Source organism: Psychrobacter maritimus, assembly GCF_029953575.1.
In the GTDB taxonomy this organism is placed as follows: Bacteria; Pseudomonadota; Gammaproteobacteria; order Pseudomonadales; family Moraxellaceae; genus Psychrobacter; species Psychrobacter maritimus.
This window is the reverse complement of the sequence record NZ_CP124526.1, coordinates 2,561,538-2,584,216: the sequence shown is the minus strand read 5'-3', so window position 1 is coordinate 2,584,216 and position 22,679 is coordinate 2,561,538. Positions and strand designations below refer to the sequence as shown.

Below are 22,679 nucleotides of genomic sequence, written 5' to 3'. Positions count from 1 at the left end.
AACAATAAGTATTTCATGCCAAAGCAAATCCTAAAAGCCCATAAAGTCAGGCTGTACCCTAATGAAGAACAGCAAATATTCTTTGCTAAGTCGTTTGGCTGCACACGCTTTATTTGGAATAGGATGCTTAGTGACAAAATAGACCACTACAAGACCACAAAGACCACCTTAAACAACACCCCTGCTCAGTATAAAAAAGAGTTTGAATGGCTAAAAGAAGTGGATAGCTTAGCATTAGCGAATGTGCAGCAAAACCTAAGAGCTGCCTATAGTAAATTTTTCAAGCAAGGCGCCCGATTCCCTAAGTTCAAGAAAAAAGGGTTTAAAGACAGTTACACCACCAACAACCAAAAGGGTACAGTGGCCGTCACGCACAATACCGTTAAACTGCCTAAAATAGGTCACATCAAGGCTAGATTCCCAAGTGAAATAAACGGCTTAATTAAGAGCGCCACTATCAGCCGTACACCGTCAGGTAGGTATTACGTCAGCCTGTTGGTTGAAACCATCGTTGATGAATTACCAAAAACCCACTCTAACATCGGCATTGATTTAGGATTGACGGACTTTATCGTCTTATCAGACGGCAGCAAAGTTGCTAATCCTAAGTTTCTATCGAAGCTGCAAGCCAAGTTAGCTCGCGCCCAAAAGATGTTAGCCAAACGTAGAGCAGTTGCCAAAGTTGCTAATCGCAAACTTAGTGACAGTCGCAATTATCAAAAGCAAAAATTTAAAGTCGCTAAAGTTTATGAGAAAATAACCAATAGCCGCACTGACTTCCTACACAAACTCTCATTCAATCTCATCAAAAACCACGATGTGATTGCCATAGAGGATTTGAACGTCAAGGGTATGGTTAAGAATAGAAAATTAGCTAAAGCCATATCGGACAGCTCATGGTCAGCATTCACCACCATGCTTGCCTATAAAGCAGACTGGTATGGCAAAACGCTTGTCAAAATAGACCGATGGTTTCCATCGTCTAAGACTTGCTCAAACTGCAACCATCTACTGACTAAAGCTGAATTACCGCTGTCGGTTAGAATGTGGAATTGTCCAAGTTGCTTGCAGCAAAATGACCGCGATATCAATGCCAGTATCAATATCTTAAATCAAGGGTTGTTACTGGCTAAACAATCAAAAACTGTCGGTGCGACAGGGTTAGCTTAGTTGATTCGCTTAACCGCTGATACAGAATATCGTGTCAAGTAAGAGCGTTACCTAAGAAACCCCTACCTCTAAGGTAGCGGGTAGTTCATCGAATAATGCTATGATTAAAAAATTGTCCTATTTCCTTATTGCAGCCTTGGTTGTTTTTTATGGATAGTTATTTTATTCATATTCTATCTAAACCGTTGCAAGTCAAAATTTTGCAAGATTACAGGTTAGCCATTCTATGTTTACTATACGCCGCACTTCTAAGATTAAAAGCGCTTTTTCAAAAAATGTTCCAAGTGTAAGCGCCAGTCGCCCTGCTATTTATAAGCTTATCGCAGCTACTCTGGTGATAGGTTCTACAGTATTGACAGGTTGCGGGCAAAAAGGCGATTTGTATCTAGTAGAATCTAGCAGCCAAACAGTTGAGACTAATAGTCCGGTGCTTGATAGCAGCAGTCATCCGCAAGATGCTGCCTTTGCTAAAATTGACGACAATCAAAATAACCAGCAAAACACAGATAATTTTCAGCTGCCTAAACCGAGCACCGATCCCAACGATTATTAATCGTGTGTTATTGTTTATTAAAAGACAAACGCTCAAACGATTTTTAGCGTATCCGGCAAGCTGTTCACCTTTATACCTTTATACCTTAATGCCTTAAAATTTTAATACATTGATTATATTAGAGATACTTATATGAGTCAGTCAGTCACTACCCAAACTGAGCAGGGATTGTATGTGCATCCTGAAGCCTTAACCGCCCATTTGCCCGCGCTCGATTATCGAGGCGGTGCCTTGTATATGGAGCAGGTCAGTATTGATGAATTAGTTAAAAACTATGGCACGCCGTGCTATGTATACTCAAAACAAGCCATTTTAGATGTTTATCAAGCTTATATCACAAGCTTTGCCAGTCTACCGCACCAGATTTGTTATGCAGTAAAGGCAAACTCCAATTTGGCGGTATTGGGTATTTTGGCGCAAGCAGGGGCAGGGTTTGATATCGTCTCACGTGGTGAGCTTATGCGCGTATTGGCGGCAGGCGGCGAGGCTGCGCGCGTGGTATTCTCAGGCGTTGGCAAAACCTATAGCGATATTGAGTATGCACTGACGCAAGGCATTGGCTGCTTTAACGTTGAGTCGATTAGCGAGCTGACCTTAATCAATGACGTCGCAAAGCGGTTGGATAAATCAGCACCAATCTCGCTACGGGTCAATCCCAATGTCGATGCCAAGACCCATCCGTATATCTCAACAGGGTTAAAAGACAATAAGTTTGGCATCAGTCATGAAAATGCCGTAGCTGTCTATGAGCAAGCGGCGCAATTATCGCATATCGATATCGTCGGTATCGATTGTCATATTGGCTCGCAATTGACGGAAGTTACGCCATTTGTAGCAGCTTTAGATAAAGTGATTGAGCTGATACATAGCCTGCGTGATAAAGGCATTGTGCTGCGTCATATTGATTTGGGCGGTGGTCTAGGCGTGCGTTATATCGATGAGACGCCCGTATCTATCGATGAATTTGCCCAAGCGTTATTACCAAAACTTAGTGAGCTTGGTTTAACGGTGTTTTTTGAGCCCGGTCGCAGTATCGTGGCTAATGCGGGCGTGCTCTTAACTAAGGTTGATGTGTTAAAACCAACTGAGCATAAAAACTTTGCTATTGTCGATGCCGCAATGAATGACTTGATTCGTCCGGCTTTATATCAAGCTGAAATGGCGGTGATTCCAAGTGTTCTGCCCAACAAAGGCATCGATACTGATGGCACACGACCGTGGGATATTGTCGGCGCGATTTGTGAGACCGGTGACTTTTTAGCAAAAGACCGTTTATTGTCATTAGCAACAGGCGATATCTTAGCGATAACGGGTGCTGGCGCGTACGGCTTTACCATGAGTAGCAATTACAACTCGCGCGGTCGTGCCAGCGAGGTGATGGTAGCCGATAATCATCATCAATTGATTCGTAAGCGTGAAACGCTTGAAGCGTTATATGCCGATGAAATGTTGTGGCAAGATAAGTAGCCTATTAAAAACGCCGCGATGTTTAATAATTAAAGTTTTATGATGAAAGCTTAATGATTAAAGCTTAATAATTAAAAATGACCCATTGTTATAACGACAATGGGTTTTTTATGGCCTGCTTTAATTCAAAGTCTAATTAAAAATATTTGTTCGGTTATAGAGCACTAACTTAGCGTTTGATAGCGGTGATAATTATGATTGTATCTGACAGCGTGCTAATATAAGGCATACATAAAAATAGGATAGGATAACAAGGATATGCTAATAGAATTTACAAAGATGCATGGGCTGGGCAATGACTTTATGGTCATCGATTTGGTGACCCAGCGCTTAGAGTTAACCAAGGATTTGGTGCAACTGTTGGGCGATCGTCATTTGGGCATTGGCTTTGATCAATTGCTCGTTGTTGAGCCGCCGATGCGTCCTGACGTTGATTTTAGTTATCGCATTTTTAACACTGATGGGTCAGAAGTCGAGCAGTGCGGTAATGGCGCGCGCTGTTTTGCTCGTTTTGTGCAAGCGCGTAAGCTGTCATTTAAACAGCGCCTGCGGGTTGAGACGGCAAGCGGCATTATTTCGCTGACGACAGACCGCTATGGCTGGGTCGAAGTCGATATGGGTAAACCAAAGTTTGAGCCAAGCGAGATTCCCTTTACTCCAAGAGCGACGACGAAAATCCAAAATGCCTATCATTTAGACGTCAATGGCACGCCAGTGCAGCTGTATGTTGCCAATATGGGCAACCCGCATGCGGTTATCAAAGTTGATGACGTACTCGATGCTGACGTTGCAACCTTGGGCAAAGCTATCGAATCGCATCCTGCCTTTCCAGAGCGCGTCAATGTTGGCTTTATGCAAGTGATGAATCAGCGTCATATTCGTTTGCGTGTCTATGAGCGCGGTGTTGGTGAGACCCAAGCCTGTGGTACCGGCGCCTGTGCCGCAGTGGCGGTCGGTATCCGTGAAGGTTGGCTTGATGAAGGCGAAGACGTACGCGCGCAGCTTTATGGCGGCAGCATGATTATCAAATGGCAGCCGGGTTATTCGGTGATGATGACCGGCCCAACCGCATTTGTCTACGAAGGCGTCTTTAGCCCAGATGGTCTGATGGCGCAAGCGGGTATCAAGCCTATTCCAGAAGGTTAATGGACAATAGGTCAATGAACAATGACAAGCGGTGTAGGTTTGCTGCTAGGTAAATGTTATGGTCATCTCTAAGAAGGCTATGTTCAATAAAAACCGTCAGATGACCGAGCCTACCTCAGATTCTGAGTCAAAAGCGTGGCTATCCGTTGAGCACGCTGCTGCTATAGAGTCGGATGCTGCGCTACGTGAACTGTTAGCGCCGGTACATCGTTGGCTAAATACGCTGTCGGTGCGTAACCATTCAGAACATACGCTGGTGGCTTATTTTGCGGGTATGAACCAGTTGGCGCTATTTTTACGCGGTAAACGTTTGACGTGGACGCGCTGTGATAAGCGCCAATTAGCCCAGCATATCAGCCAGCGCCTAGATGAAGACAAGCTGGCACTTGCGAGCGTCCAGCAAGAGCTATCGGCTATCCGTCATTTTTATGGCTGGCTGATAGAAGAGGATTTAGCACGTATTAACCCAACCACCGGCTATCAGCTTAAGCGCAGCCCTAGACCGCTGCCATCTATCGCCGATGTGGATTTATTAACGCAATTGCTTGACCAAGAAATGCCTGATACGCCAGAGCAGGCGCGCTTATGGTTGCGTGATAAGGCGATGTTTGAACTGCTTTATAGCAGCGGTCTGCGTGTCGGTGAATTGGTGGCGCTCGATATGGCAGATATAGACTTGGTTGACCTGCGCGTGCGCGTGACGGGCAAAGGCAATAAAACACGTTTGGTGCCCTTAGGTATCAAAGCTGCCGAGGCGATTAAACGTTATCTGCCGCACCGAAATCTGTGGGTAGAGCAGATGGATAGCGCCTTGTTTATCAGTGAAAAATTAGGTATGCGCTTATCAACACGGGCAGTGCAGCAACGCCTCAAAGTTGCGGCTACACGTGCGGGTATTGCGCAAAATATGTATCCACATTTATTGCGCCATTGCTTTGCGTCGCACATGCTATCTGGTAGTGGCGATTTACGCGCTGTACAAGAAATGCTTGGCCATAGCGATATCAGCACCACGCAGATCTATACCCATGTTGATTTTGCTAAATTGACCCAAGTTTATGACCGAGCCCATCCGCGCGCGACTCATGCGCAAAATAACAGTGACAGTGATATTACTTAAATTACAGTTACTTAAGTTATAGTTACTTAAGTTGAAGCTACTTAATTTGCAGTTACAGATCTAGTCCCAGTTTCATTTTTAGTCATTTAAACCTACATCTATGCCAAACGATGGCAGTCTAAGATAGGCATCTTTTGTCGTCCTTGCACTTGGGCGGCTTTATCTAAGGATGCCAAGACTAAAGCATAATTTTTATTAGCAGGGTCTTTTAGGTCACTATCCTCATAGCTGTTGATAATCGTGCCATCATAAGCGGTAATCGTGCTATGTCCCCATGTCTGACGGCTACTGCCATCCTTATAAGTATGCTCGCCGCCTTGTGCTGCGCCAATGACCATGCATTGACTGTCTAACGCCCGCGCACGGAGTAGCAGCGACCAATGCGCTTGCCCGGTCAAATAAGTAAAGGCTGATGGCGCGCTTAGCAAATCCGCGCCCGCTTGCCGTAACCGGTGCGCCAATGCTGGAAAGCGTAAATCAAAGCAAACCATCATACCGAGCTGATAAATATCATCATTTGCTTCGAGTGTCGTAACGACTGTTTGGGTGCCGGGCTCAAAGGTCGCCGCTTCATTATAGCTGCCTTGCTTGTCGGCGACAGTCGCAGTAAACAGGTGAATCTTATCGTAGCGCGCCACTCGTGTACCATCGGGGGCAAACAGCTGACTGACTTGGCGTAATCTACCATCGGGTACGATGACGCCATCAGGGCGGTAAGGGCAGGGCAGTGAGCCTGCAAGTACATAGATACCATAAGTACGCGCATAGTCAGCTATCGTGTCGGATAGCTCATCAAAACGCTCAGCAGTGGCAAACTGTCGACCCATGCTACAGCAGTTTTCTGGTAGCACTACCAACTGAGCGCCTTGTGCGTGTGCATCGATAATGGCGGCTTTTATATCTGCTAAATTGTCTTCGATATTTTGCTGACTATTCATTTGCACAGCAGCCACGGTGAGTTGTCCGTTATTTCTCAAATCATTCATAGTATTGTTCCCGATTTTAAGCTGTATTGAGTTTCCCTTTTATCTGCTCTTTTATCCTATTGTTATTCACGACTTTTATGCATAGGTTTTGCATTGGTCTTACATGATTAAGCGCTTAGCAGCCCTACAAAGCTATTGATGTTTTTATAGTTTGAGCAAGAGCTAAAAAATAGCTTTTCTGGACAGGGTGTAAATTATCGTAGCAACATTGTAGCAAAAAATGCTATCGTCATGACCTGACCGCTTAAAGCCCATTTTTAATCGGTATAAGCGTCAATAATCGCAGGCTTTGACCAGCATAACATATAGAATCTCACCACGATCGGAGTGTAATAAGTCACCCATGAGTATGTCGTTTGGATTGGCGACCACGCTGAGCACCTCACAAAAACTGACCCCGCAAATGCAGCAAGCTATTAAATTGTTGCAGCTCTCTAGTCTTGAGCTCGCGCAGGAGGTACAGGCGAAGCTCGATAGCAATCCATTGCTTGAACGTATCGAAGACGATGATGATAATGATGAGTACGACAAGAGTGATGATGAGGCGCTCAATGAGTTTGGCGAGCCATTAACGCTAGATAGTTGGAATCAACACGCTAGCGTTGATACATTTTCTACATCGTCTACCACCTCATCTGGTGATGATGATAATGCCTCTGAATATGATAATGAATTTAGTGACAGTTTGGATAAATTACAACAATCCAGTTTTGACGATGATGCAATAGACAGTGATGCGCTGGGTGGAGAGGGGTATAGTAGCTTTGATACTGACAACTATACGTCCGTCGCTAAAAGTTCAGGCAGTAGCACGAACGATGAGTTTGATAGCTATCAGGGGAGCACCAGCGCAACCATTCAAGACCATGTGCGCTGGCAGCTAAATTTCAAACATCTCTCCGAGACAGATACGCTCATCGCCGAATACTTGATGGACTCTATGGATGATATGGGCTTTGTGCGCCTTGATATCGATGAGTTGTTACAGAGCTTTGATACCATGGCAAGCTTTTATCAATGGGATGAGCGCGTTGAGCATGATGAAGTCATGGCGGTACTGCGCATTATTCAATCGTGTGACCCGCTTGGTGTTGGGGCGCGCAATCTCAACGAATGCTTAGCGTTGCAATTATCCAAGCTTGATACAAATACAAAGTATCTTAAAGAAGCCAAAGCGCTTCTCTCAGCCAGTGAGCATTTAGTCAGTAATAATATCAAAGCCTTGACTGAGCTGACGGGACTCGCGCCTGAATATATCACACCCGCTCTTACTCTATTACGCACTCTGAATCCATCGCCTGGCTTGTTATTCCAGAGCAGTCAGCCTGATTATATGCAGCCATCAGCAAGCTATGATATTCCTGATGTGTTGGTTACGCCTATTCGTCGCCACAATAGCAATAATAGCAATAATAGCAATAACACCAACAGAGGTGATATTACTGCGCAAGTAGATGGCTGGCAGGTGCGCCTTAATCCTGAAACCTTGCCCAAGCTGCGGGTCAATCAAGAATATGCCAGTTTAGTCAAACGCGGTGATGATAGCCCTGACAATCAGTATCTGCGTGAAAACCTCACCGATGCGCGCTTGTTTATTCGTAGTATCGAGGAGCGTAATCAAAACTTGTTAAAAGTAGCGACCAGTATCGTGCGCTACCAGCAAGAGTTTTTGCAACATGGCGCAACCGCCATGCAGCCGCTTATTCTAAAGGCCATTGCCGAAGAAGTGGATTTGCATGAATCGACCGTGTCGCGCCTGACTACCAGTAAGAGTGTCCTAACGCCACAAGGGTTGTTTTCCCTCAAGCACTTCTTCTCATCTCACGTCAGCAGTAGCGACGGTGATATCTCCTCAACCGCCATCAGCGCCATGATTAAGCAGCTTATCGCTGATGAAGACCCTAAAAAACCTTTATCTGACAGTCGCATAAAAGATTTTTTATTAGCAGAAGGTATCGATATCGCCAGACGAACGGTGGCCAAATATCGTGAAGCGATGAATATCAGCTCCTCTACCCAGCGTAAACAAAAGTATTAAATGTTGTGATTCAACGGCTTATCAATGCACTATTGCTCTTATCAATATGATTTTTCGTAAATATAAAAAATAAAATTTTTTGATTATATAGAAACATGCAGGAAACATCAGTTTTTATTACATTTAGTTACAGTTTAGTGTCTTGCTACTATTCGCTTTTCATGACAAATTAGAGTCATACCAACAACGAAAACCAAGTATCGATTTGGCTTATTTGTATAAATCATCAATCTAAAATATGATAAAAATGCGTTTATATTTTACTAAAGGAGTAGAGGGATAAAGACGTTAATGATTAAAAAAGCTAAGCGCTAAATCTTATTAAATATGCTTATCAAACATGCTTATTAAATATAAAAAAATACTAGGTCAGTTGTTGGTAAGGCAGGGTGATAAAAGCATAAGTGCTGGCTCATCTGTTGATTATAAGTAGCAATATAAGCAATAATAAAAGGACAATAATATGAATGTTTCTATCAGTGGTCACCATATCAGTATTACCGATGCCATGGACAAAGCGGTTCGCGAAAAACTTGAAAAAGTAGAGCGTCACTTCGATCAGATTCAAAGTATTAAAGTGATATTATCGCTAGACAACAGCGGCGCAAGTGATGGCGGTAAAAAGACTCATAAAGCCGAAGCAATTATGCGAGTCGCAGGTCAAGAGATGTTTGTCCAAGCCCTTGAAGACGATATGTATAAAGCTATTAACGACATGGCAGACAAACTTGATAGACAAGTGCGTAAATATAAAACCCGTCAAGACCGTAAGAAAACTCAGGGTCCAGGGCGCGATGAACGCTATGAAGATTTAACCGATGTAGAGGCAGCGCCTGCGGTTTAGGTTTAAGTGCCACACGGTTTAATAGCAATGTTTAGCTGTCATGTTAGGTGAATTTTCTATCATATAAGCTTTATTGTCTTAACCATTGATAAGTCTTAGCTCATAAATAAATAGTACAAATAGCAGGATTGTTAATGATAGACGATTAATAGTGTTAATGATTGAGATGAAACAAACGATAAGCTAAGCAAAAAAAGACCTCTAACGTATTATCGTTGAGGTCTTTTTTATTGCCTTTTTTAAACGGTGTGGCTTATAAATCCTAACCGCCGCCAACCGCTTGTACGACTTCGATATTCATACCTTCAACGATATGCAGTTTATCAAGCTCGCTTTTTGGTATCAGCTCGCCATCGACTTCAACGGCGTAGCGTCCAGTACTAAGCCCAAGTTCATTGATGACCAATTGTACCGTTTGATGGGTGGTCTGCAGTGTCTTACCGTTTACATTAATATTACTCATAGTATGTGCTCCCTAATGACTTGAGATTCCTTTTTATCAAATTATCTTTAATCTATGTTTATCTGTAATTGAAATTTTATCGATGACGGTTAGCTGTGTTATTCATTTTAAACGACTGATTGTGCGTTTTAATTATTTAAACCAGAATAGCTATTAAATACCGGCGTGATTTAAACGAGACGTCGTTACTGCAAGCCATAACCAACCTGCAATCATCAATACACCGCCAATAGGGGTAATCGCCCCAAACCAGCGCGGCGCACCAAGCGTCATGGCATATAAACTACCCGCAAAGATAATCACGCCGACCTGCAATAACCACGCCGTGGTTTGAGTCGCATAATTTAGCCGAATAAGAATGCCCACCAGCAATAACCCAAGCCCATGTATAAACCAGTATAAGGTTGCTGTTTGCCACCATTCAAGCTGCTGAGTACTGACGATAGCTTTCAGACCATGGGCACCAAAGGCACCCAAAGCCACGGCAATAGCCATATTAAGCGCCGCAATACTTATCCAATTTAGCATGGTCAAACTCGTGTTATAAATAGGGCTTTGATAATGGTTTTTTTCATCTAATAAGAAGCCTTAGCTGACAAGCTGCTTACTGAATATCATCAGGTAATATCACACTATCGATGGTCATGGCTTCACGGATTTTATCCATGGCATTTTTCTCGATTTGGCGCACACGCTCTGCTGAGATAGAGTAAACTGCGGCCAATTCATGCAAGGTTGATTTTTGCTCAGAAAGCCAGCGCTGCTCAACGATATCGCGCGAACGATCATCCAAGGTATCCATCGCCGCCAGTAGTGCAGAAGAGTTATTTTCTTCCCAATCAGATTCTTCAACCATCTCGGCAGGGTCAATACCGTCCTCTAAGAACAGCTGCGGCGCATAGCGTCCATCGTCATCATCGCTTGACTGTGCTTCAAATGACGCATCATACGACGTCAAACGTGACTCCATTTCAAGCACTTGCTTGCGCGTTACATTTAAATCGTTGGCAATGGCATCAGCTTCTTCAAGCGTTAACTGGTTGTTGGTCTTTTTAAGGCTACGTAAGTTAAAGAATAATTTACGATGCGCTTTGGTGGTGGCAACTTTGACAATGCGCCAGTTACGAATGACAAATTCGTGAATTTCAGCCTTAATCCAATGCACGGCAAAGGATACCAAACGTACACCTTTATTAGGGTCAAAGCGTTTTACCGCTTTCATTAGCCCTAGATTGCCTTCTTGGATTAAATCGGCTTGCGGCAGACCATAGCCTGAGTAGCTACGCGCAATATGAATCACAAAGCGCAGGTGTGACATGACAAGTAAACGCGCCGCCTCGACGTCGCCTTCATCGTAATAGCGATGGGCAAGCTCTTGCTCTTGGGTCGGTGTCAAAATTGGTATTTGATGCACGGTATTGATATATGCACCCAAATTTACCCCAGGCGCAGATAAATGCGTTGGCATCGCAGGGACCAAATCGCGAGTACTGGTATCGCCAAGCGCGCTGGCGTCATAAGGCGGACGCGCCGCTGCAGCTTTTAGCGCCGCATCGCGTGCTTCGTTTTTTTCGGGCGCTGCGCTGTCTTTTTTACGGGAATTTGCAGCGTTAGTAGAAGTATTAGCCATATTCTTGACCTTGGTTAAATAGATAAGCAATGAGTCAGATAAAAATCTTTATAGTTGTAATTGTAAAGGATAGCGCCGCTTAGTTGCTATCAGTTTTGGTAATGATGAAGTGATATATTGTATCAACAGAATATTTAGATTTTGTTGCTGTAGTCTCTTCGCTATTTGCTGCTGTTGCCTGATTGATGACCAATAATAATGGGGTTACGGTATCTGCTTTCTGGCTCTGCTCACAAAACGCAGTGATATCGGCTTGCGAGTTTGGGTCGGTTGCAACCACGTATAGCGATTCACCAGCAGTTACATGACGCAGCGCCACTTTGGTTTTGAGCAGTGGCATCGGGCAGGCAAGTCCGCGCCCGTCTACCATATCTTTAATAATAATCGTCGCTTGCGTCAGACCTGCGCTATCATTTAGTTTACCGTTATCGGTTGCGCTAAGGGTATCTGCTGGCAACAATTCCAATAGCTGCCTTATCGCTTGCTGCTTTGCTTCAGGCAAGGTATCTGATAAAGCTTCTGACAGATGCACAGCATGCGAGCCTTGTACAATGATGGATTGGTTATCAGCAGACATAAAATTAACCTTTAAGATATCAATGTTTAAGGTAGCATTATTTAAGACAGTACGGCTGTTTAATAAGGCTTAGCTTGGTACAGTACTGCCCAGAAGCCTTTATCAAGGCCTACCATTATAGCAAATTGCCACTATGTAATTGCAGTTGAATATAGTCATCATAACGTTTGGTCAATCAGAACACCTTATTAGGGCGTGTCCTCAATTCAATCGATGGACATCTAAATGGGCTAAAAATGGCTAAATTTTGCCAAACCTCATCAAATAGCTGGGTAATATCCCGATATTAACTGCACTATTTTCCTCGTTTGGCTACCATTTATCTCACTTTTATCACCATTTTTAAAGTGAGGACACGCCTTAGCATTAAGCAATAGATTTATGTTTTAAACCTTAAGTTCGGACTATAAATTTACACTGTCTAGATTTACACAACCATGTTGCACAATCGTGACGCACGGCAGCGTGATTGGTAGCCAGAAGCAGACGGCAATTGACCTTGGATAAACAAGCTCGTATAGTCAAAAAGACGTTATGATTACTCGTATAGGATACGCACTTGTATTATTCTCATAGACCATCGCTGCTTAAAAAATCGCTGCTTAAAAAATCAGTAAAGACATTAGCAGAAGGCACGTATGCGCTAAAGTTAGGTATGTCTGCTACTCTACTGATGCTTGCAACCACGGCCAACGCTATCAGCACACAAGCTGCGCCACTTGCTTATGATTCATGGCAGTCTAGCAATGCAGACGAGTTAGATTTGCCCAATTTACGCGGGCAGGGTTTAAGTTTTGCTGAGCAGTATCAAAATAAACTGCTTGGCGAATGGTCATTAAGAAACATCAATGGTCGCACTAAGATGGAGCATGACCCTTGGATACACGAAACGGTCAAAGACATCACTTGGCGGTTAAATGCTCAAGCACGCCAGCAAGCGCCACTCGGCTTGGTCATTATTGATAATCCCAGTATCAATGCTTTTGCAGCGCCAGGTGGGGTTATCGGGCTGAATACCGGGACGATACTGGCGGCAAGCAGTATGGATGAGCTTGCCAGCGTCATTGCGCATGAAGTAGCACATATTAGCCAAAACCATTATGAGAGCGGGGCGGATGAGCGCAAAAAAGCCTTGCTGATGCAAATAGGCGGAATGCTTGCGGCGATTGCCGCGTCAGCGGTCGATGGTGATGCCGCCGCTGCCGTCATGATGGGCAGCCAAACGGCGACGATGAATAGCAGTATGGCTTTTAGCCGTAATAATGAGCGTGAAGCTGACCGCGTTGGGATGCAAATCATGAACCAAGCTGGTTATGATCCACGCGCGATGCCACGCTTTTTTGCGACGATGAATCAACAAAGCCAATTAAACCAAACCGCCAATCAATTCTTACCCAGTTTCGTACGCTCGCATCCTTTAAGTAATGAGCGCTTAAGTGAGTCGCAAAGCCGCGCTCAGCGTTATACCTCGTTGTCATTAAACCAGCAGCAGCGCCATCAAGCGTTGTTTGATTTGCTGTATTGGCGTGTACAAAGTACCGGCAAACACGTCTCTGAAACTGCACTGACGACCGCCGCTAAAAATAGCGTTGGCGCAAAATTGGCGCTGATGTATTGGTATGGCGAGCAGCAGCGTTTTAAAGAGGCTAATGAATTATATACTGAGCTATCAGCATTGCCCGCGCCGCAGCGCCAAGTATTAGAGCCTTTATTGTCTATTACCCAAAGCCAAATCCTTACTGAGAAAAATCAATGGCAACAAGCGGCTGAACTGCTAGAGAGTCAGCAGCGCCTATATCCTGAGCGTCGTGACCTGCGACTTTATTTGGCTGAAGCACTGACCAATAGCAATCAGCCAACCAAAGCGCAAGCACTGCTTAAGCCCTTGACTGAGCAGCAGCCAAGCGACCGTTATGCATGGCAAAGCTTGCAATTGGCCAATGAAAAAATTGCTAAAACCACCGATTCAGCGCCACTTGCAAAAATCGCCACTATTAATGCGCTGCGTTATCGCAGTCATGACCAGTTATGGAGTGGCCGCTATGACCGCGCGCTGACCTCGTTGACGCAAGCCAAGCAATTGACTGAGCAAATGCAAAAAACCGCGCAAGCGAGTAGCGCCGCTCCTCTGCTTGCTAATATTAATGCTGAAATCAAAGCAGTAAAAACCGCCAAAGACTTTAAGCCTTAGGCGGTTGTTTTTATCGCTTGGGTCGATACGCAGATTAAGAATATATAACTTTTCTTAACTTTGATTAACCCTGCAGCGCATCTTTCACCAATTTAGAGATGAGTGCAGGGTCAGCACGGCCCGCGGTTTTATTTTTTAACACACCCATCACGCTGCCCATATCACGCATCGATGTAGCGCCTTGCTCAGCGATTTCGGCATTGACCAAAGCGGCAAGCTCGGCATCATCCATTTGTTTTGGCATAAACTCGTTGATGATATCGATTTCAAACTGCTCTTTATTTGCCAAATCATCACGACCATTTTCGGTAAAAATCGTCAGTGACTCATGGCGTTGTTTTAGCTGCTTTTGTAGGACTTCCAATACTTGCGCATCATCAAGTTCGGTCTGGCGGTCAATCTCAATTTGTTTGACCACCGATTGGACGTTGCGCAATACTTTGACGCGCTCAAGCTCACGCGCTTTCATGGAATTTTTGATGCTGTCAGACAAGCTCTGTTTAAGTTGGCTCATTGTTATTATTCCTTATGAGTATGGATAAAATAGTTTTTAGTAAAATAACTGTTGGTAAAATAATTGGGGTAAAGTGTTAAATAAAAATCTGCTGAGCATTTATCAGCATGAATAACAAAAATTGTAGCATAAAAAACGCCACTGTTATTCATCGATAACAGTGGCGTTAGTGTAGCGCTGGTATTTAGCTAATCGTATTAGTGATTAGTACATACGAGTGGTACGAATAGTTTCGCGTTGTAATTTCTTTTTATAACGCTTTACAGCAGCGGCTTTTTTGCGCTTGCGTACTTGCGTTGGTTTTTCATAAAATTCACGCTTACGTACGTCTGATAGAACGCCGGCTTTTTCACAAGCACGTTTAAAACGACGGATAGCGATGTCAACTGGTTCGTTTTCTTTAACCTTAACTGCAGGCATGAAAGCTCCTTTATTAGGATGAGATGTAAGGGCATTAGTTTGGCTGTGTATTAGTATTTAGCCGTAATATCTCAAGATTATCGGCATCAGCTCAAACTAGGATAGTCTTGCGCAATAGCACAAGGGCGCTTATTTTAATCAAAAATGACAGTAAAGTCAAAGGCTTTTGCGCATTAATCCATAATTATCATTAAGTTGCACGCTATTATCAGCAATAAAGGTCGTAAGTCATTTAGACTCATGATTTGCTTGCCCTTAACATAGTGCTCCTTAAAAGTGTATGAATGGATAAATTTACTGCATAGTACAAACAGAAATAAAAAACCCTACTGTCTATAACGGTTTAGGCAGAGTTTATGCTATGATAATTTGCATAATATCAATCGTTTTATGTGCACTTTATTAAGGATGTTGCAATGAAGAAATCAGTACTAAACACGGCGCTAAGCACAGCATTTATCGTCGCCCTTGGCTTTGGTATCAGTGCTTGCAGTGGGGATAAAGAAGGCGAGTCGCACGAAGTTTTAGCAAAAGACCGCGTCGATGAAGCAGCAGAGCTTGCGCGTAAAAATGCACCTGAAGCAGAAGAGCTGAATTTCCCAGAAACAGCGCCAATGCCAGCGGCTGAAGCAGACGCCGCGGCAAGTACTGAATCCACCACAGCTACATCAGAAGCAGGCGCTGCTGCTACATCAGAAGATACTGCAACTGCAAGCGCGGATACCGAAGTGGCTAGCACTGAAACTGAAAGTACAGAGGCGCCAGCTACGGATGCAGCCACTACGGATGCGACAGCAGTAGCGAATTAGTAGCTTTTACGATAAAAGTACGTTGTGATGAAGGTAGCGACAGCCACTAGCCAGCTATTTTATTAACAAGCTGTTTTACTAACAAGCTATAGACGAGGGAATAACCATGAAACAAAATACCATGAAGAGAAAATCAGTTGTGAAATTGGTGCTGTCTGGCCTGAGTCTTAGTGCGTTATTAACACTCAGTGCTTGTAGTGGCGGCGACAATACGGCAGCTGAAGAACCTGCTGCTGTCAATGAAACAGAGACAGTGGTTGTAGAGCCTGAAGCGCCAGTTGCAGAAACTGAAGTAACCACTGAACCTGCCGTTGAAGCAGAAGCAACTGAAGTAGCCGAGGCCGAGCCCACAGCTGCTGCTGAGACAGAAGTATTAGCCGCTGATGCTGGTGCAAAGCTGTATGAAAAACAGTGTAAGGTTTGCCATGAAAGCGGTTTGTTAGAAGCGCCGAAATTTGGTAATAAAGAAGATTGGGCACCGCACCTTGCTAAAGACATAGATACGCTACGTATGCATTCTGCCAAAGGCTTTAATAAAATGCCGGCGCAGGCAAATGCGGAAGTAAGTGAAGCGCAAGTGCATGCCGCAGTTGATTATATGGTCGCTGCAGCCAGCTAATCTTGCTTGTTGAAATTTGCTCGACTGACCGCCATTGTAAGCTAACAGTGGCGGTTTTTTATTAATGCTACAAGGCAAAATATAAAGGCACATAAATGAAAGTATTGGGTTTAGAGACCTCTTGCGATGAGACTGGTCTGGCGATTTTTGATAGCGAGCAGATAACGAGCGACAATAAAGGCTTGCTTGGGCAGGTACTGTATTCACAAATAGAGCTGCACGCCCTTTATGGCGGTGTGGTACCTGAACTTGCCAGCCGCGACCATATTCGTAAGCTGGTGCCTTTATTTAACGAATTGCTAGAGCAATGTGATATCACTAAAGATGAGATTGATGCTATTGCTTATACTAAAGGTCCGGGGCTTATCGGTGCGCTGATGACGGGCGCATTATTTGGTCGCAGCTTGGCTTATGGGTTAAATATTCCAGCGATTGGTATTCACCATATGGAAGGGCATTTATTAGCGCCGCTCATGGGTGCGAATCCGCCAGCTTTTCCATTTGTCTCGTTGCTGGTTTCTGGTGGTCATACTTTGCTGATTGCCGCACACGGTATCGGACAATATGAAATCCTTGGCGAGTCTATCGATGATGCGGCGGGTGAGTGTTTCGATAAAGCGGCGAAAATGCTCGGTTTGCCATATCCGGGTGGCCCAAACATCGCTAAATTAGCGGAAACGGGCAATCAAAATGCCTATGATTTACCGCGCCCGATGCTCCATCGTGGTTTGGATTTTTCTTTTAGCGGTATGAAAACTGCGGTACATAATCTTATCAAGGACACCCCATGCTCAGGGGGCTCAGGCAATAGCTCTGCTAGTGATCCGCAAGTTCGCGCCGATATTGCCGCCAGTTTCCAGCATGCCGTGGTCGATACCTTGGTGAAAAAATGCGTCAAAGCCCTTAAACAAGTCGATATGAGCCGCTTGGTCATTGCCGGCGGCGTCAGTGCCAATAGCCATTTGCGTGAAACATTAGAAAGCGAGCTTGCTAAAATAAATGCTACCGTTTATTACGCACCGCCAGCTTTATGTACCGATAATGGGGCGATGATTGCTTATGCAGGTTACGAGCGTTTGCAAGCGGGTCAAGCAGATGATTTGGCTGTCAGCTGCGTACCACGTTGGCCGATGACCGAGTTACCTGCGGTATAAAAGCCCTATAAGGTCGCTTATATCCAGTTTATTAAACTTTATCTCACTCAAGGATAACTTATGCAGTGGCTTGCAATTGGACTAGGTGCTGCTATTGGCGCTTGCCTGCGAGGGTGGCTGGCGCGTTTTAATCCGCTGCATCACTGGATACCACTTGGGACGCTTGGCGCTAATGTCTTAGGTGGGCTATTGATAGGGCTAGCCTTGGTGTGGTTTGAACGAGTGGGCAGCGGCTTGTCTCCCAATATTAGACTGTTTGTGATAACTGGTTTTTTGGGCGGGCTGACAACTTTTAGCACCTTTAGCGTCGAAGTATTTACCTTTATCCATAATGGCAAACTGCTTGCGGGCTTAGGACTGATTGGGCTACATGTGGGGCTGACGTTATTAGCAACCGCAATTGGCTTTTATTTCTTTAAGTTGGTTTTGTAATAATAAAAATGCAGCAATAGAAAAGAGCCATATTAATTTTTAATATGGCTCTTTTTCTAGTGATAATTACTTCTAGATAGGTTTTACAATTCCTTCTAATAAACTCGCGAACCCTTGCATATACGCCGTATCTTGGCTCGAGGTGCGCGTCGCCGCATAGAGCTGACAGTAGACGCCACTGCCTAATGGCCGCGAAACCACCCAACCTTTTTTCTCATATTCAGCGACCACCCAATCAGGTAATGCCGCCACCCCGCGTTCACTAGCAACCAACTGAATAAGCATCGCAGTCAGCTCGGTGGTACGCATGCTTTTAAAGCTGACCTGTGCTGGCGTCATAAAATTAGCAATGATATCGAGGCGCTTAGCCTCCACCGGATAGGCAATCAAAGTTTCATCGACCAAGTCTTTGGCGTGGATAAATGTCTGTTCAGCCAAGTCATGGGTAGGTGACAGCACTAAGCGGCTCTCATACTCAAATAATGGCTGATAGCTGATACCTTCTATCGGTAAATTACTGGTGGTAATCAATAAATCGATATCACCTTCCATCAATAAATGATGCGGCTCAGGCTCAAAACCGGTGGCAAAATCCAATTCGACATCCGACCATTCACGGCGATAGTGATTGAGAATCGGCATCAACCAGTCAAAGCAGCTATGGCATTCAGACGCTAAGCGCAATCTGCCCGCTTGACCATGGGCTAAGCGTTTTAAGTTTGCTTTGGTGCGCGTGACCTGCGGCATGATACTGTCTGCCAGTGCCAATACCGTTTTGCCCGCTGGCGTAAAAGTCAGCGGACGCGTGCGCCGATTGACCAAACTGATATCGTAGTAATTTTCCAGCTCTTTTAACTGATGGGAGACCGCAGAGGCGGTGACATGCAGCTCATCGGCAGCAGCGGCCAATGAGCCATGGGCTCGCAGCGCAGTTAGTGTATTAAGATGACGAAGCTCTAGCATAAAATGACCTAACCACTGACGTTAAAAAAATGAGAAATTGCGACTTATAAAGGCTTAAAAATAAAGGCTGAAAAAACGGTTAAAGCTTTTTATCTAATGATGTTAAAGCTGTTATGAAAGTAAAATTTAACATCAGCGCCGACGTAGGAGCAATTGTGAGATAACCACCAAAATTAACGAAGCAACCAGTAAAATGGTCCCAATAGCATTGACCTCAGGCTTAAGTCCCACGCGTACCATAGAATAAATACGTAGCGGTAAAATCTCATAGCTAGGGCCGGTGACAAAGGTCGATACCACCACATCATCAAGCGATAAGGTAAAGGCAAGTAACCATCCTGCCATCACCGCAGGGAAAATCACTGGAATCAAGACCGTACGTACCATCATAGATTCGCTGGCACCCAAATCTCGCGCCGCTTCCATTAAACGCTCATCCAAACTACTTAAGCGCGCAAAAACGGTAATGACCACAAACGGCAGGCAAAAAGTAATATGCGCCAATAATAGCGAGACAAAACCGAGCTGCAGGCCGATTAATAAAAACAGCGCTAGTAGCGATATCGCTAGGACAATCTCAGGTGACATCATCAGCACAAATAGCAGCCCGTTTAGCAGCCCTTTACCGCGAAAGTCATAGCGATGCAGCGCCAGTGCAGTCAGGGTGCCGATAACGGTGGAAACCGTGGCGGCAACCAAGCCCAAGACAATAGAATGCCAAAAGGCATCTAGCATCGCCTGGTTGTTAAATAGCGACTCGTACCACTTTAAACTAAAGCCGCCCCAGTTATATCCAATTTTTGACTTATTAAATGACATTACCACCAAGACAATGATGGGCAGATATAATAAAGTATAAATCAGACCAAGATAGCCTTTGGCGGCCATACCGCCGATGCTAGGTCGCTTGATAGAGCGTTTGATTTTTATTGGTGAGCTATTGATTGACGAGTTATTAGATGAATTACCAGACATTAAGCCACCTCGCTAAAATCAGTCTTGCCAATACGGCGGCTACTGGCGCGATAAGCGAGTAATAATACCGCCATGGCAAGCGTCAAGAGCACACTGGCGGCCGCACCAAATGGCCAATCACGCGCATCTAAAAACTGGTTTTTGATAATATTACCAACGAGCAAATTACGCGAGCCGCCCAAAATATCGGCGACGTAAAACATACCCATCGCTGGCAGTAGTACCAACAGCACCCCTGAGATAATCCCCGGTGTGGTCAAGGGTAGTACCACATGCCAAAAGGTTTGTCGTTTTGAGGCGCCTAAATCCTGCGATGCAAGCAGCATATCATTGCGTAAGTCGCTAAATACCGCATATAGCGGCAGCACCATAAAGGGAAATAACAAATAGGTTAAACCGGCAATGACCGCCCCTTGGGTATATAAAATATCAATGGGCGCATCGATAATGCCGATTGCTAATAAGAATTTGTTAATCAAACCGTTACTGGCAAATAAGAGTTTTAGCGCATAAGTTCGTACCAAAGAGTTGGTCCAAAATGGCAGTATCAGCATGAGCATCAACAGTGGCTGCCAGCGTTTACTGACTCGAGATACAAACCAAGCAAACGGGTAGCCGAGTAATAAGCAGATGACCGTAGTGATGCCCGCCATCCATAATGAATGCACAAAGACATCGAAATAAAGCGGGTCAATCATGCGCACATAGCTGTCGATAGTGACCGGCAAACTGATAAAAGCCGTGCTATCACGGGTCAAAAAGCTGACCGCAATCACCAGTATATTTGGCAATAAGGCAAAGATGAGTAGCCAACCCCAAATCAGCCATAGTGTTGCGGTACGAAAAGGGCTCTTGTTGCTTAAGTTAGTACGCGCCATTAGCTGATATCCTTTTGGACAGCTAATTTTCTAGTGCTATTATTCATCCCATCATCAATGCCGCTATTAAGCGTATCTTCTTCTGGCAACACCCATTCCCAGCCATCTACCCATGACACTTTGACGCCTTCATTCAGCTTATAATCAAAACTTGGGTCATCTTCATCAAAAAATTCCGAGGCTTTAATAATATGACCGTTAGTCAACTCAATAATCGAGTCTAAGGTGCTGCCTTTATAATTACTTTCAATCACCCGCCCCAGTAAGCCGCCATGTTCTTTATCATTGGGATCATAAATGCGCAAATCTTCTGGACGTAGCAATAAATTGACGATATCACCAACTTGCACGTCATTGGCAAAGTCAGGACGGCGCAGATTACGTAAGGTCGTCGGACCCTCTTGCGCTTGTGCCTCGCAGACCTCGACTTCAATCCGCCCATTGGTCACGCGCCCATCACGATCGGGCTGCTCAGGATAAACGCCTTTGACTTCTGCCTTAAATAAATTGGTCTCACCGATAAACTTGGCGGTAAATAAATTGGCAGGGGTTTCATAAATCTCAATAGGTGTGCCAATTTGCTGAAATCTACCGTCTTTCATTACCGCAATGCGGTCTGACATCGACAGCGCTTCTTCTTGATCGTGGGTGACAAAGACAAAAGTAATGCCAAGCTCCCGTTGCAGACGTTTAAGCTCAGATTGCATTTGCAGGCGCAGTTTATGGTCGAGCGCCGATAAAGGCTCATCGAGCAATAGCAGTTTAGGACGATTAATCACCGCACGTGCAATCGCTACGCGCTGCTGCTGACCACCGGATAAATCTTGCGGTTTGCGATTGGCTAAATGCTCAAGTTGTACCATCGCTAGCATCTCACGCACCCGCGTTTGAATCTCATCTTTTGGTACTTTTTTTAATTTAAGTCCGTAAGCGACGTTTTGCGCCACCGTCATATGCGGAAATAGCGCATATTGCTGAAACACGGTATTGACCGGACGTTTATCCGCGGGCAAGCCTGCCATCTGTATGCCATCGAGATAAATCGCCCCAGCATTAGGCTGCTCAAAACCAGCAATCAACCGTAATAAAGTCGTTTTACCGCAGCCTGATGGACCAAGCAAGGTGATAAATTCACCATGCTGAATATCAAGGTTAATGTCCTTTAATACTTCGGTTTGGTCATAGATTTTTTTTAGACCAGTCAGTTGCAGCAGCACCTTGTCAGTATGGGTTGAGGCAGGCGTGGACTGCGTCTGTAAATTTGATTCGGTCATAAGGTTGATTCCTAAAATACCAAACGCTCAGTAGCGTTATGAATATTAGATACTGTCAGCAATGTCAGTAGCATAATGGCTTTTTGGTCTAACGAATTATTTAAGGTAGCTAATGGCTTATTGAGTCATTTGGTATCGCACGGTATTTAGCATGGCGATAAGCTGCGGCTATATATGAGGTCTGCTTGCTGCGTATTATAACAAACCCTTGCGGTAAATTAGTGCAAGTTCGTTATCCGTTGGTTGGTGGCGCTTGTTCATGTTTAGCATAGGGGCTGTATCTATGTGCCAAAGTTATCTCATGGTTGTTAATAAAGTGGCAAGGTAACGAGTGATATTAAAATAAAGAATTTTTACCATTTTTTTGGCTTGCTTCCTATACAATCATTTTATGTATGCTAAATACAGTGATATTTGCCATAGCAAACGGCTGAGCTTGAAGATAAGTCAACGTCA

General features: G+C 44.5%; 23 protein-coding genes. 12 read left to right on the top strand and 11 right to left on the bottom strand.

Annotated elements, in window-relative coordinates; genetic code table 11:
- The first annotated feature begins 15 nt into the window (after window positions 1-15).
- The 5 genes from tnpB to QJS82_RS10975 all read left to right on the top strand — a co-directional run bounded on the left by tnpB (window position 16) and on the right by QJS82_RS10975 (window position 5,456).
- On the top strand, window positions 16-1,170 hold the full coding sequence (tnpB, locus tag QJS82_RS10995) for an IS200/IS605 family element RNA-guided endonuclease TnpB (RefSeq protein WP_281490506.1): 1,155 nt from the start codon (window positions 16-18) through the stop codon (window positions 1,168-1,170).
- Window positions 1,171-1,396: 226 nt separating this feature from the next.
- Complete coding sequence (gene lptM, locus QJS82_RS10990) at window positions 1,397-1,723, top strand: LPS translocon maturation chaperone LptM (protein ID WP_281490505.1); 327 nt, start codon at window positions 1,397-1,399, stop codon at window positions 1,721-1,723.
- Between the two features lie 237 nt (window positions 1,724-1,960).
- Window positions 1,961-3,190 (top strand): diaminopimelate decarboxylase, encoded by a 1,230-nt coding sequence (lysA, locus tag QJS82_RS10985; RefSeq protein ID WP_281491716.1) that lies wholly within the window; start codon window positions 1,961-1,963, stop codon window positions 3,188-3,190.
- Between the two features lie 258 nt (window positions 3,191-3,448).
- The gene (gene dapF / locus QJS82_RS10980) at window positions 3,449-4,336 is read left to right on the top strand and encodes a diaminopimelate epimerase (protein WP_281490504.1); all 888 of its coding nucleotides are present in this window, start codon (window positions 3,449-3,451) and stop codon (window positions 4,334-4,336) included.
- A 79-nt stretch (window positions 4,337-4,415) separates the two neighbouring features.
- The gene (locus QJS82_RS10975) at window positions 4,416-5,456 is read left to right on the top strand and encodes a tyrosine recombinase XerC (RefSeq protein WP_201619116.1); all 1,041 of its coding nucleotides are present in this window, start codon (window positions 4,416-4,418) and stop codon (window positions 5,454-5,456) included.
- Window positions 5,457-5,554: 98 nt separating this feature from the next.
- On the opposite strand, the gene QJS82_RS10970 is transcribed toward QJS82_RS10975, so the two are convergent.
- On the bottom strand, window positions 5,555-6,442 hold the full coding sequence (locus QJS82_RS10970) for a carbon-nitrogen hydrolase family protein (protein WP_281490503.1): 888 nt from the start codon (window positions 6,440-6,442) through the stop codon (window positions 5,555-5,557).
- A 343-nt stretch (window positions 6,443-6,785) separates the two neighbouring features.
- On the opposite strand from QJS82_RS10970, the gene rpoN reads away from it, so the two are divergent.
- Both rpoN and hpf read left to right on the top strand, forming a co-directional pair.
- Entirely contained in the window at window positions 6,786-8,480 is a 1,695-nt protein-coding gene (rpoN, locus tag QJS82_RS10965; RefSeq protein WP_281490502.1) for an RNA polymerase factor sigma-54, read from the top strand.
- A gap of 463 nt (window positions 8,481-8,943) precedes the next feature.
- On the top strand, window positions 8,944-9,324 hold the full coding sequence (gene hpf / locus QJS82_RS10960) for a ribosome hibernation-promoting factor, HPF/YfiA family (RefSeq protein WP_201564601.1): 381 nt from the start codon (window positions 8,944-8,946) through the stop codon (window positions 9,322-9,324).
- Between the two features lie 262 nt (window positions 9,325-9,586).
- Here hpf and thiS read toward each other — a convergent pair whose 3' ends face one another.
- The 4 genes from thiS to QJS82_RS10940 all read right to left on the bottom strand — a co-directional run bounded on the left by thiS (window position 9,587) and on the right by QJS82_RS10940 (window position 11,994).
- Entirely contained in the window at window positions 9,587-9,787 is a 201-nt protein-coding gene (thiS, locus tag QJS82_RS10955) for a sulfur carrier protein ThiS (RefSeq protein WP_281490501.1), read from the bottom strand.
- Window positions 9,788-9,940: 153 nt separating this feature from the next.
- Window positions 9,941-10,315: a DUF423 domain-containing protein gene (locus tag QJS82_RS10950; RefSeq protein WP_201629177.1), complete on the bottom strand. Its 375-nt coding sequence runs from the start codon at window positions 10,313-10,315 to the stop codon at window positions 9,941-9,943.
- Window positions 10,316-10,391: 76 nt separating this feature from the next.
- The gene (gene rpoH, locus QJS82_RS10945) at window positions 10,392-11,255 is read right to left on the bottom strand and encodes an RNA polymerase sigma factor RpoH (RefSeq protein WP_201545792.1); all 864 of its coding nucleotides are present in this window, start codon (window positions 11,253-11,255) and stop codon (window positions 10,392-10,394) included.
- Window positions 11,256-11,496: 241 nt separating this feature from the next.
- On the bottom strand, window positions 11,497-11,994 hold the full coding sequence (locus tag QJS82_RS10940; RefSeq protein ID WP_281490500.1) for a sulfurtransferase TusA family protein: 498 nt from the start codon (window positions 11,992-11,994) through the stop codon (window positions 11,497-11,499).
- 559 nt (window positions 11,995-12,553) lie between these two features.
- Between QJS82_RS10940 and QJS82_RS10935 the strand changes: the two genes are divergently transcribed.
- Entirely contained in the window at window positions 12,554-14,185 is a 1,632-nt protein-coding gene (locus QJS82_RS10935) for a M48 family metallopeptidase (protein ID WP_281490499.1), read from the top strand.
- A gap of 64 nt (window positions 14,186-14,249) precedes the next feature.
- Here QJS82_RS10935 and QJS82_RS10930 read toward each other — a convergent pair whose 3' ends face one another.
- Together QJS82_RS10930 and rpsU are read right to left on the bottom strand one after the other, a co-directional pair.
- On the bottom strand, window positions 14,250-14,699 hold the full coding sequence (locus tag QJS82_RS10930) for a GatB/YqeY domain-containing protein (RefSeq protein WP_281490498.1): 450 nt from the start codon (window positions 14,697-14,699) through the stop codon (window positions 14,250-14,252).
- 204 nt (window positions 14,700-14,903) lie between these two features.
- The gene (gene rpsU / locus QJS82_RS10925; RefSeq protein ID WP_010195908.1) at window positions 14,904-15,119 is read right to left on the bottom strand and encodes a 30S ribosomal protein S21; all 216 of its coding nucleotides are present in this window, start codon (window positions 15,117-15,119) and stop codon (window positions 14,904-14,906) included.
- Between the two features lie 416 nt (window positions 15,120-15,535).
- On the opposite strand from rpsU, the gene QJS82_RS10920 reads away from it, so the two are divergent.
- From QJS82_RS10920 to QJS82_RS10905, 4 genes are all read left to right on the top strand, one after another.
- Window positions 15,536-15,928 carry a hypothetical protein gene (locus QJS82_RS10920; RefSeq protein ID WP_281490497.1) on the top strand — a complete coding sequence of 131 codons (393 nt, stop codon included), beginning with the start codon at window positions 15,536-15,538 and terminating at the stop codon, window positions 15,926-15,928.
- Between the two features lie 106 nt (window positions 15,929-16,034).
- Window positions 16,035-16,547: a c-type cytochrome gene (locus QJS82_RS10915; RefSeq protein ID WP_281490496.1), complete on the top strand. Its 513-nt coding sequence runs from the start codon at window positions 16,035-16,037 to the stop codon at window positions 16,545-16,547.
- A gap of 95 nt (window positions 16,548-16,642) precedes the next feature.
- A complete protein-coding gene (gene tsaD, locus QJS82_RS10910; RefSeq protein WP_281490495.1) occupies window positions 16,643-17,701 on the top strand; it encodes a tRNA (adenosine(37)-N6)-threonylcarbamoyltransferase complex transferase subunit TsaD in 1,059 nt (352 codons plus the stop codon).
- 60 nt (window positions 17,702-17,761) lie between these two features.
- Window positions 17,762-18,133, top strand: a complete 372-nt coding sequence (locus QJS82_RS10905; RefSeq protein WP_201619043.1) for a CrcB family protein — start codon at window positions 17,762-17,764, stop codon at window positions 18,131-18,133.
- A 72-nt stretch (window positions 18,134-18,205) separates the two neighbouring features.
- On the opposite strand, the gene QJS82_RS10900 is transcribed toward QJS82_RS10905, so the two are convergent.
- From QJS82_RS10900 to potA, 4 genes are all read right to left on the bottom strand, one after another.
- A complete protein-coding gene (locus QJS82_RS10900) occupies window positions 18,206-19,096 on the bottom strand; it encodes a LysR family transcriptional regulator (RefSeq protein WP_201619044.1) in 891 nt (296 codons plus the stop codon).
- A 132-nt stretch (window positions 19,097-19,228) separates the two neighbouring features.
- The gene (gene potC / locus QJS82_RS10895; RefSeq protein WP_281490494.1) at window positions 19,229-20,071 is read right to left on the bottom strand and encodes a spermidine/putrescine ABC transporter permease PotC; all 843 of its coding nucleotides are present in this window, start codon (window positions 20,069-20,071) and stop codon (window positions 19,229-19,231) included.
- On the bottom strand, window positions 20,071-20,949 hold the full coding sequence (potB, locus tag QJS82_RS10890) for a spermidine/putrescine ABC transporter permease PotB (protein WP_281490493.1): 879 nt from the start codon (window positions 20,947-20,949) through the stop codon (window positions 20,071-20,073). The genes potC and potB overlap by 1 nt, the downstream gene beginning before the upstream one ends.
- Complete coding sequence (potA, locus tag QJS82_RS10885; RefSeq protein WP_281490492.1) at window positions 20,949-22,223, bottom strand: spermidine/putrescine ABC transporter ATP-binding protein PotA; 1,275 nt, start codon at window positions 22,221-22,223, stop codon at window positions 20,949-20,951. The genes potB and potA overlap by 1 nt, the downstream gene beginning before the upstream one ends.
- Window positions 22,224-22,679 lie beyond the last annotated feature (456 nt).

What these genes read in the sequence shown, in the direction of transcription:
- tnpB (WP_281490506.1), top strand. Translation starts at nt 16, where the DNA reads ATGCCAAAGCAAATCCTAAAAGCCCATAAAGTCAGGCTGTACCCTAAT.
- lptM (WP_281490505.1), top strand. Translation starts at nt 1,397, where the DNA reads ATGTTTACTATACGCCGCACTTCTAAGATTAAAAGCGCTTTTTCAAAA.
- lysA (WP_281491716.1), top strand. Translation starts at nt 1,961, where the DNA reads ATGGAGCAGGTCAGTATTGATGAATTAGTTAAAAACTATGGCACGCCG.
- dapF (WP_281490504.1), top strand. Translation starts at nt 3,449, where the DNA reads ATGCTAATAGAATTTACAAAGATGCATGGGCTGGGCAATGACTTTATG.
- QJS82_RS10975 (WP_201619116.1), top strand. Translation starts at nt 4,416, where the DNA reads ATGTTCAATAAAAACCGTCAGATGACCGAGCCTACCTCAGATTCTGAG.
- QJS82_RS10970 (WP_281490503.1), bottom strand. Translation starts at nt 6,442, where the DNA reads ATGAATGATTTGAGAAATAACGGACAACTCACCGTGGCTGCTGTGCAA.
- rpoN (WP_281490502.1), top strand. Translation starts at nt 6,786, where the DNA reads ATGAGTATGTCGTTTGGATTGGCGACCACGCTGAGCACCTCACAAAAA.
- hpf (WP_201564601.1), top strand. Translation starts at nt 8,944, where the DNA reads ATGAATGTTTCTATCAGTGGTCACCATATCAGTATTACCGATGCCATG.
- thiS (WP_281490501.1), bottom strand. Translation starts at nt 9,787, where the DNA reads ATGAGTAATATTAATGTAAACGGTAAGACACTGCAGACCACCCATCAA.
- QJS82_RS10950 (WP_201629177.1), bottom strand. Translation starts at nt 10,315, where the DNA reads ATGCTAAATTGGATAAGTATTGCGGCGCTTAATATGGCTATTGCCGTG.
- rpoH (WP_201545792.1), bottom strand. Translation starts at nt 11,255, where the DNA reads ATGCCAACGCATTTATCTGCGCCTGGGGTAAATTTGGGTGCATATATC.
- QJS82_RS10940 (WP_281490500.1), bottom strand. Translation starts at nt 11,994, where the DNA reads ATGTCTGCTGATAACCAATCCATCATTGTACAAGGCTCGCATGCTGTG.
- QJS82_RS10930 (WP_281490498.1), bottom strand. Translation starts at nt 14,699, where the DNA reads ATGAGCCAACTTAAACAGAGCTTGTCTGACAGCATCAAAAATTCCATG.
- rpsU (WP_010195908.1), bottom strand. Translation starts at nt 15,119, where the DNA reads ATGCCTGCAGTTAAGGTTAAAGAAAACGAACCAGTTGACATCGCTATC.
- QJS82_RS10920 (WP_281490497.1), top strand. Translation starts at nt 15,536, where the DNA reads ATGAAGAAATCAGTACTAAACACGGCGCTAAGCACAGCATTTATCGTC.
- QJS82_RS10915 (WP_281490496.1), top strand. Translation starts at nt 16,035, where the DNA reads ATGAAACAAAATACCATGAAGAGAAAATCAGTTGTGAAATTGGTGCTG.
- tsaD (WP_281490495.1), top strand. Translation starts at nt 16,643, where the DNA reads ATGAAAGTATTGGGTTTAGAGACCTCTTGCGATGAGACTGGTCTGGCG.
- QJS82_RS10905 (WP_201619043.1), top strand. Translation starts at nt 17,762, where the DNA reads ATGCAGTGGCTTGCAATTGGACTAGGTGCTGCTATTGGCGCTTGCCTG.
- QJS82_RS10900 (WP_201619044.1), bottom strand. Translation starts at nt 19,096, where the DNA reads ATGCTAGAGCTTCGTCATCTTAATACACTAACTGCGCTGCGAGCCCAT.
- potC (WP_281490494.1), bottom strand. Translation starts at nt 20,071, where the DNA reads ATGTCTGGTAATTCATCTAATAACTCGTCAATCAATAGCTCACCAATA.
- potB (WP_281490493.1), bottom strand. Translation starts at nt 20,949, where the DNA reads ATGGCGCGTACTAACTTAAGCAACAAGAGCCCTTTTCGTACCGCAACA.
- potA (WP_281490492.1), bottom strand. Translation starts at nt 22,223, where the DNA reads ATGACCGAATCAAATTTACAGACGCAGTCCACGCCTGCCTCAACCCAT.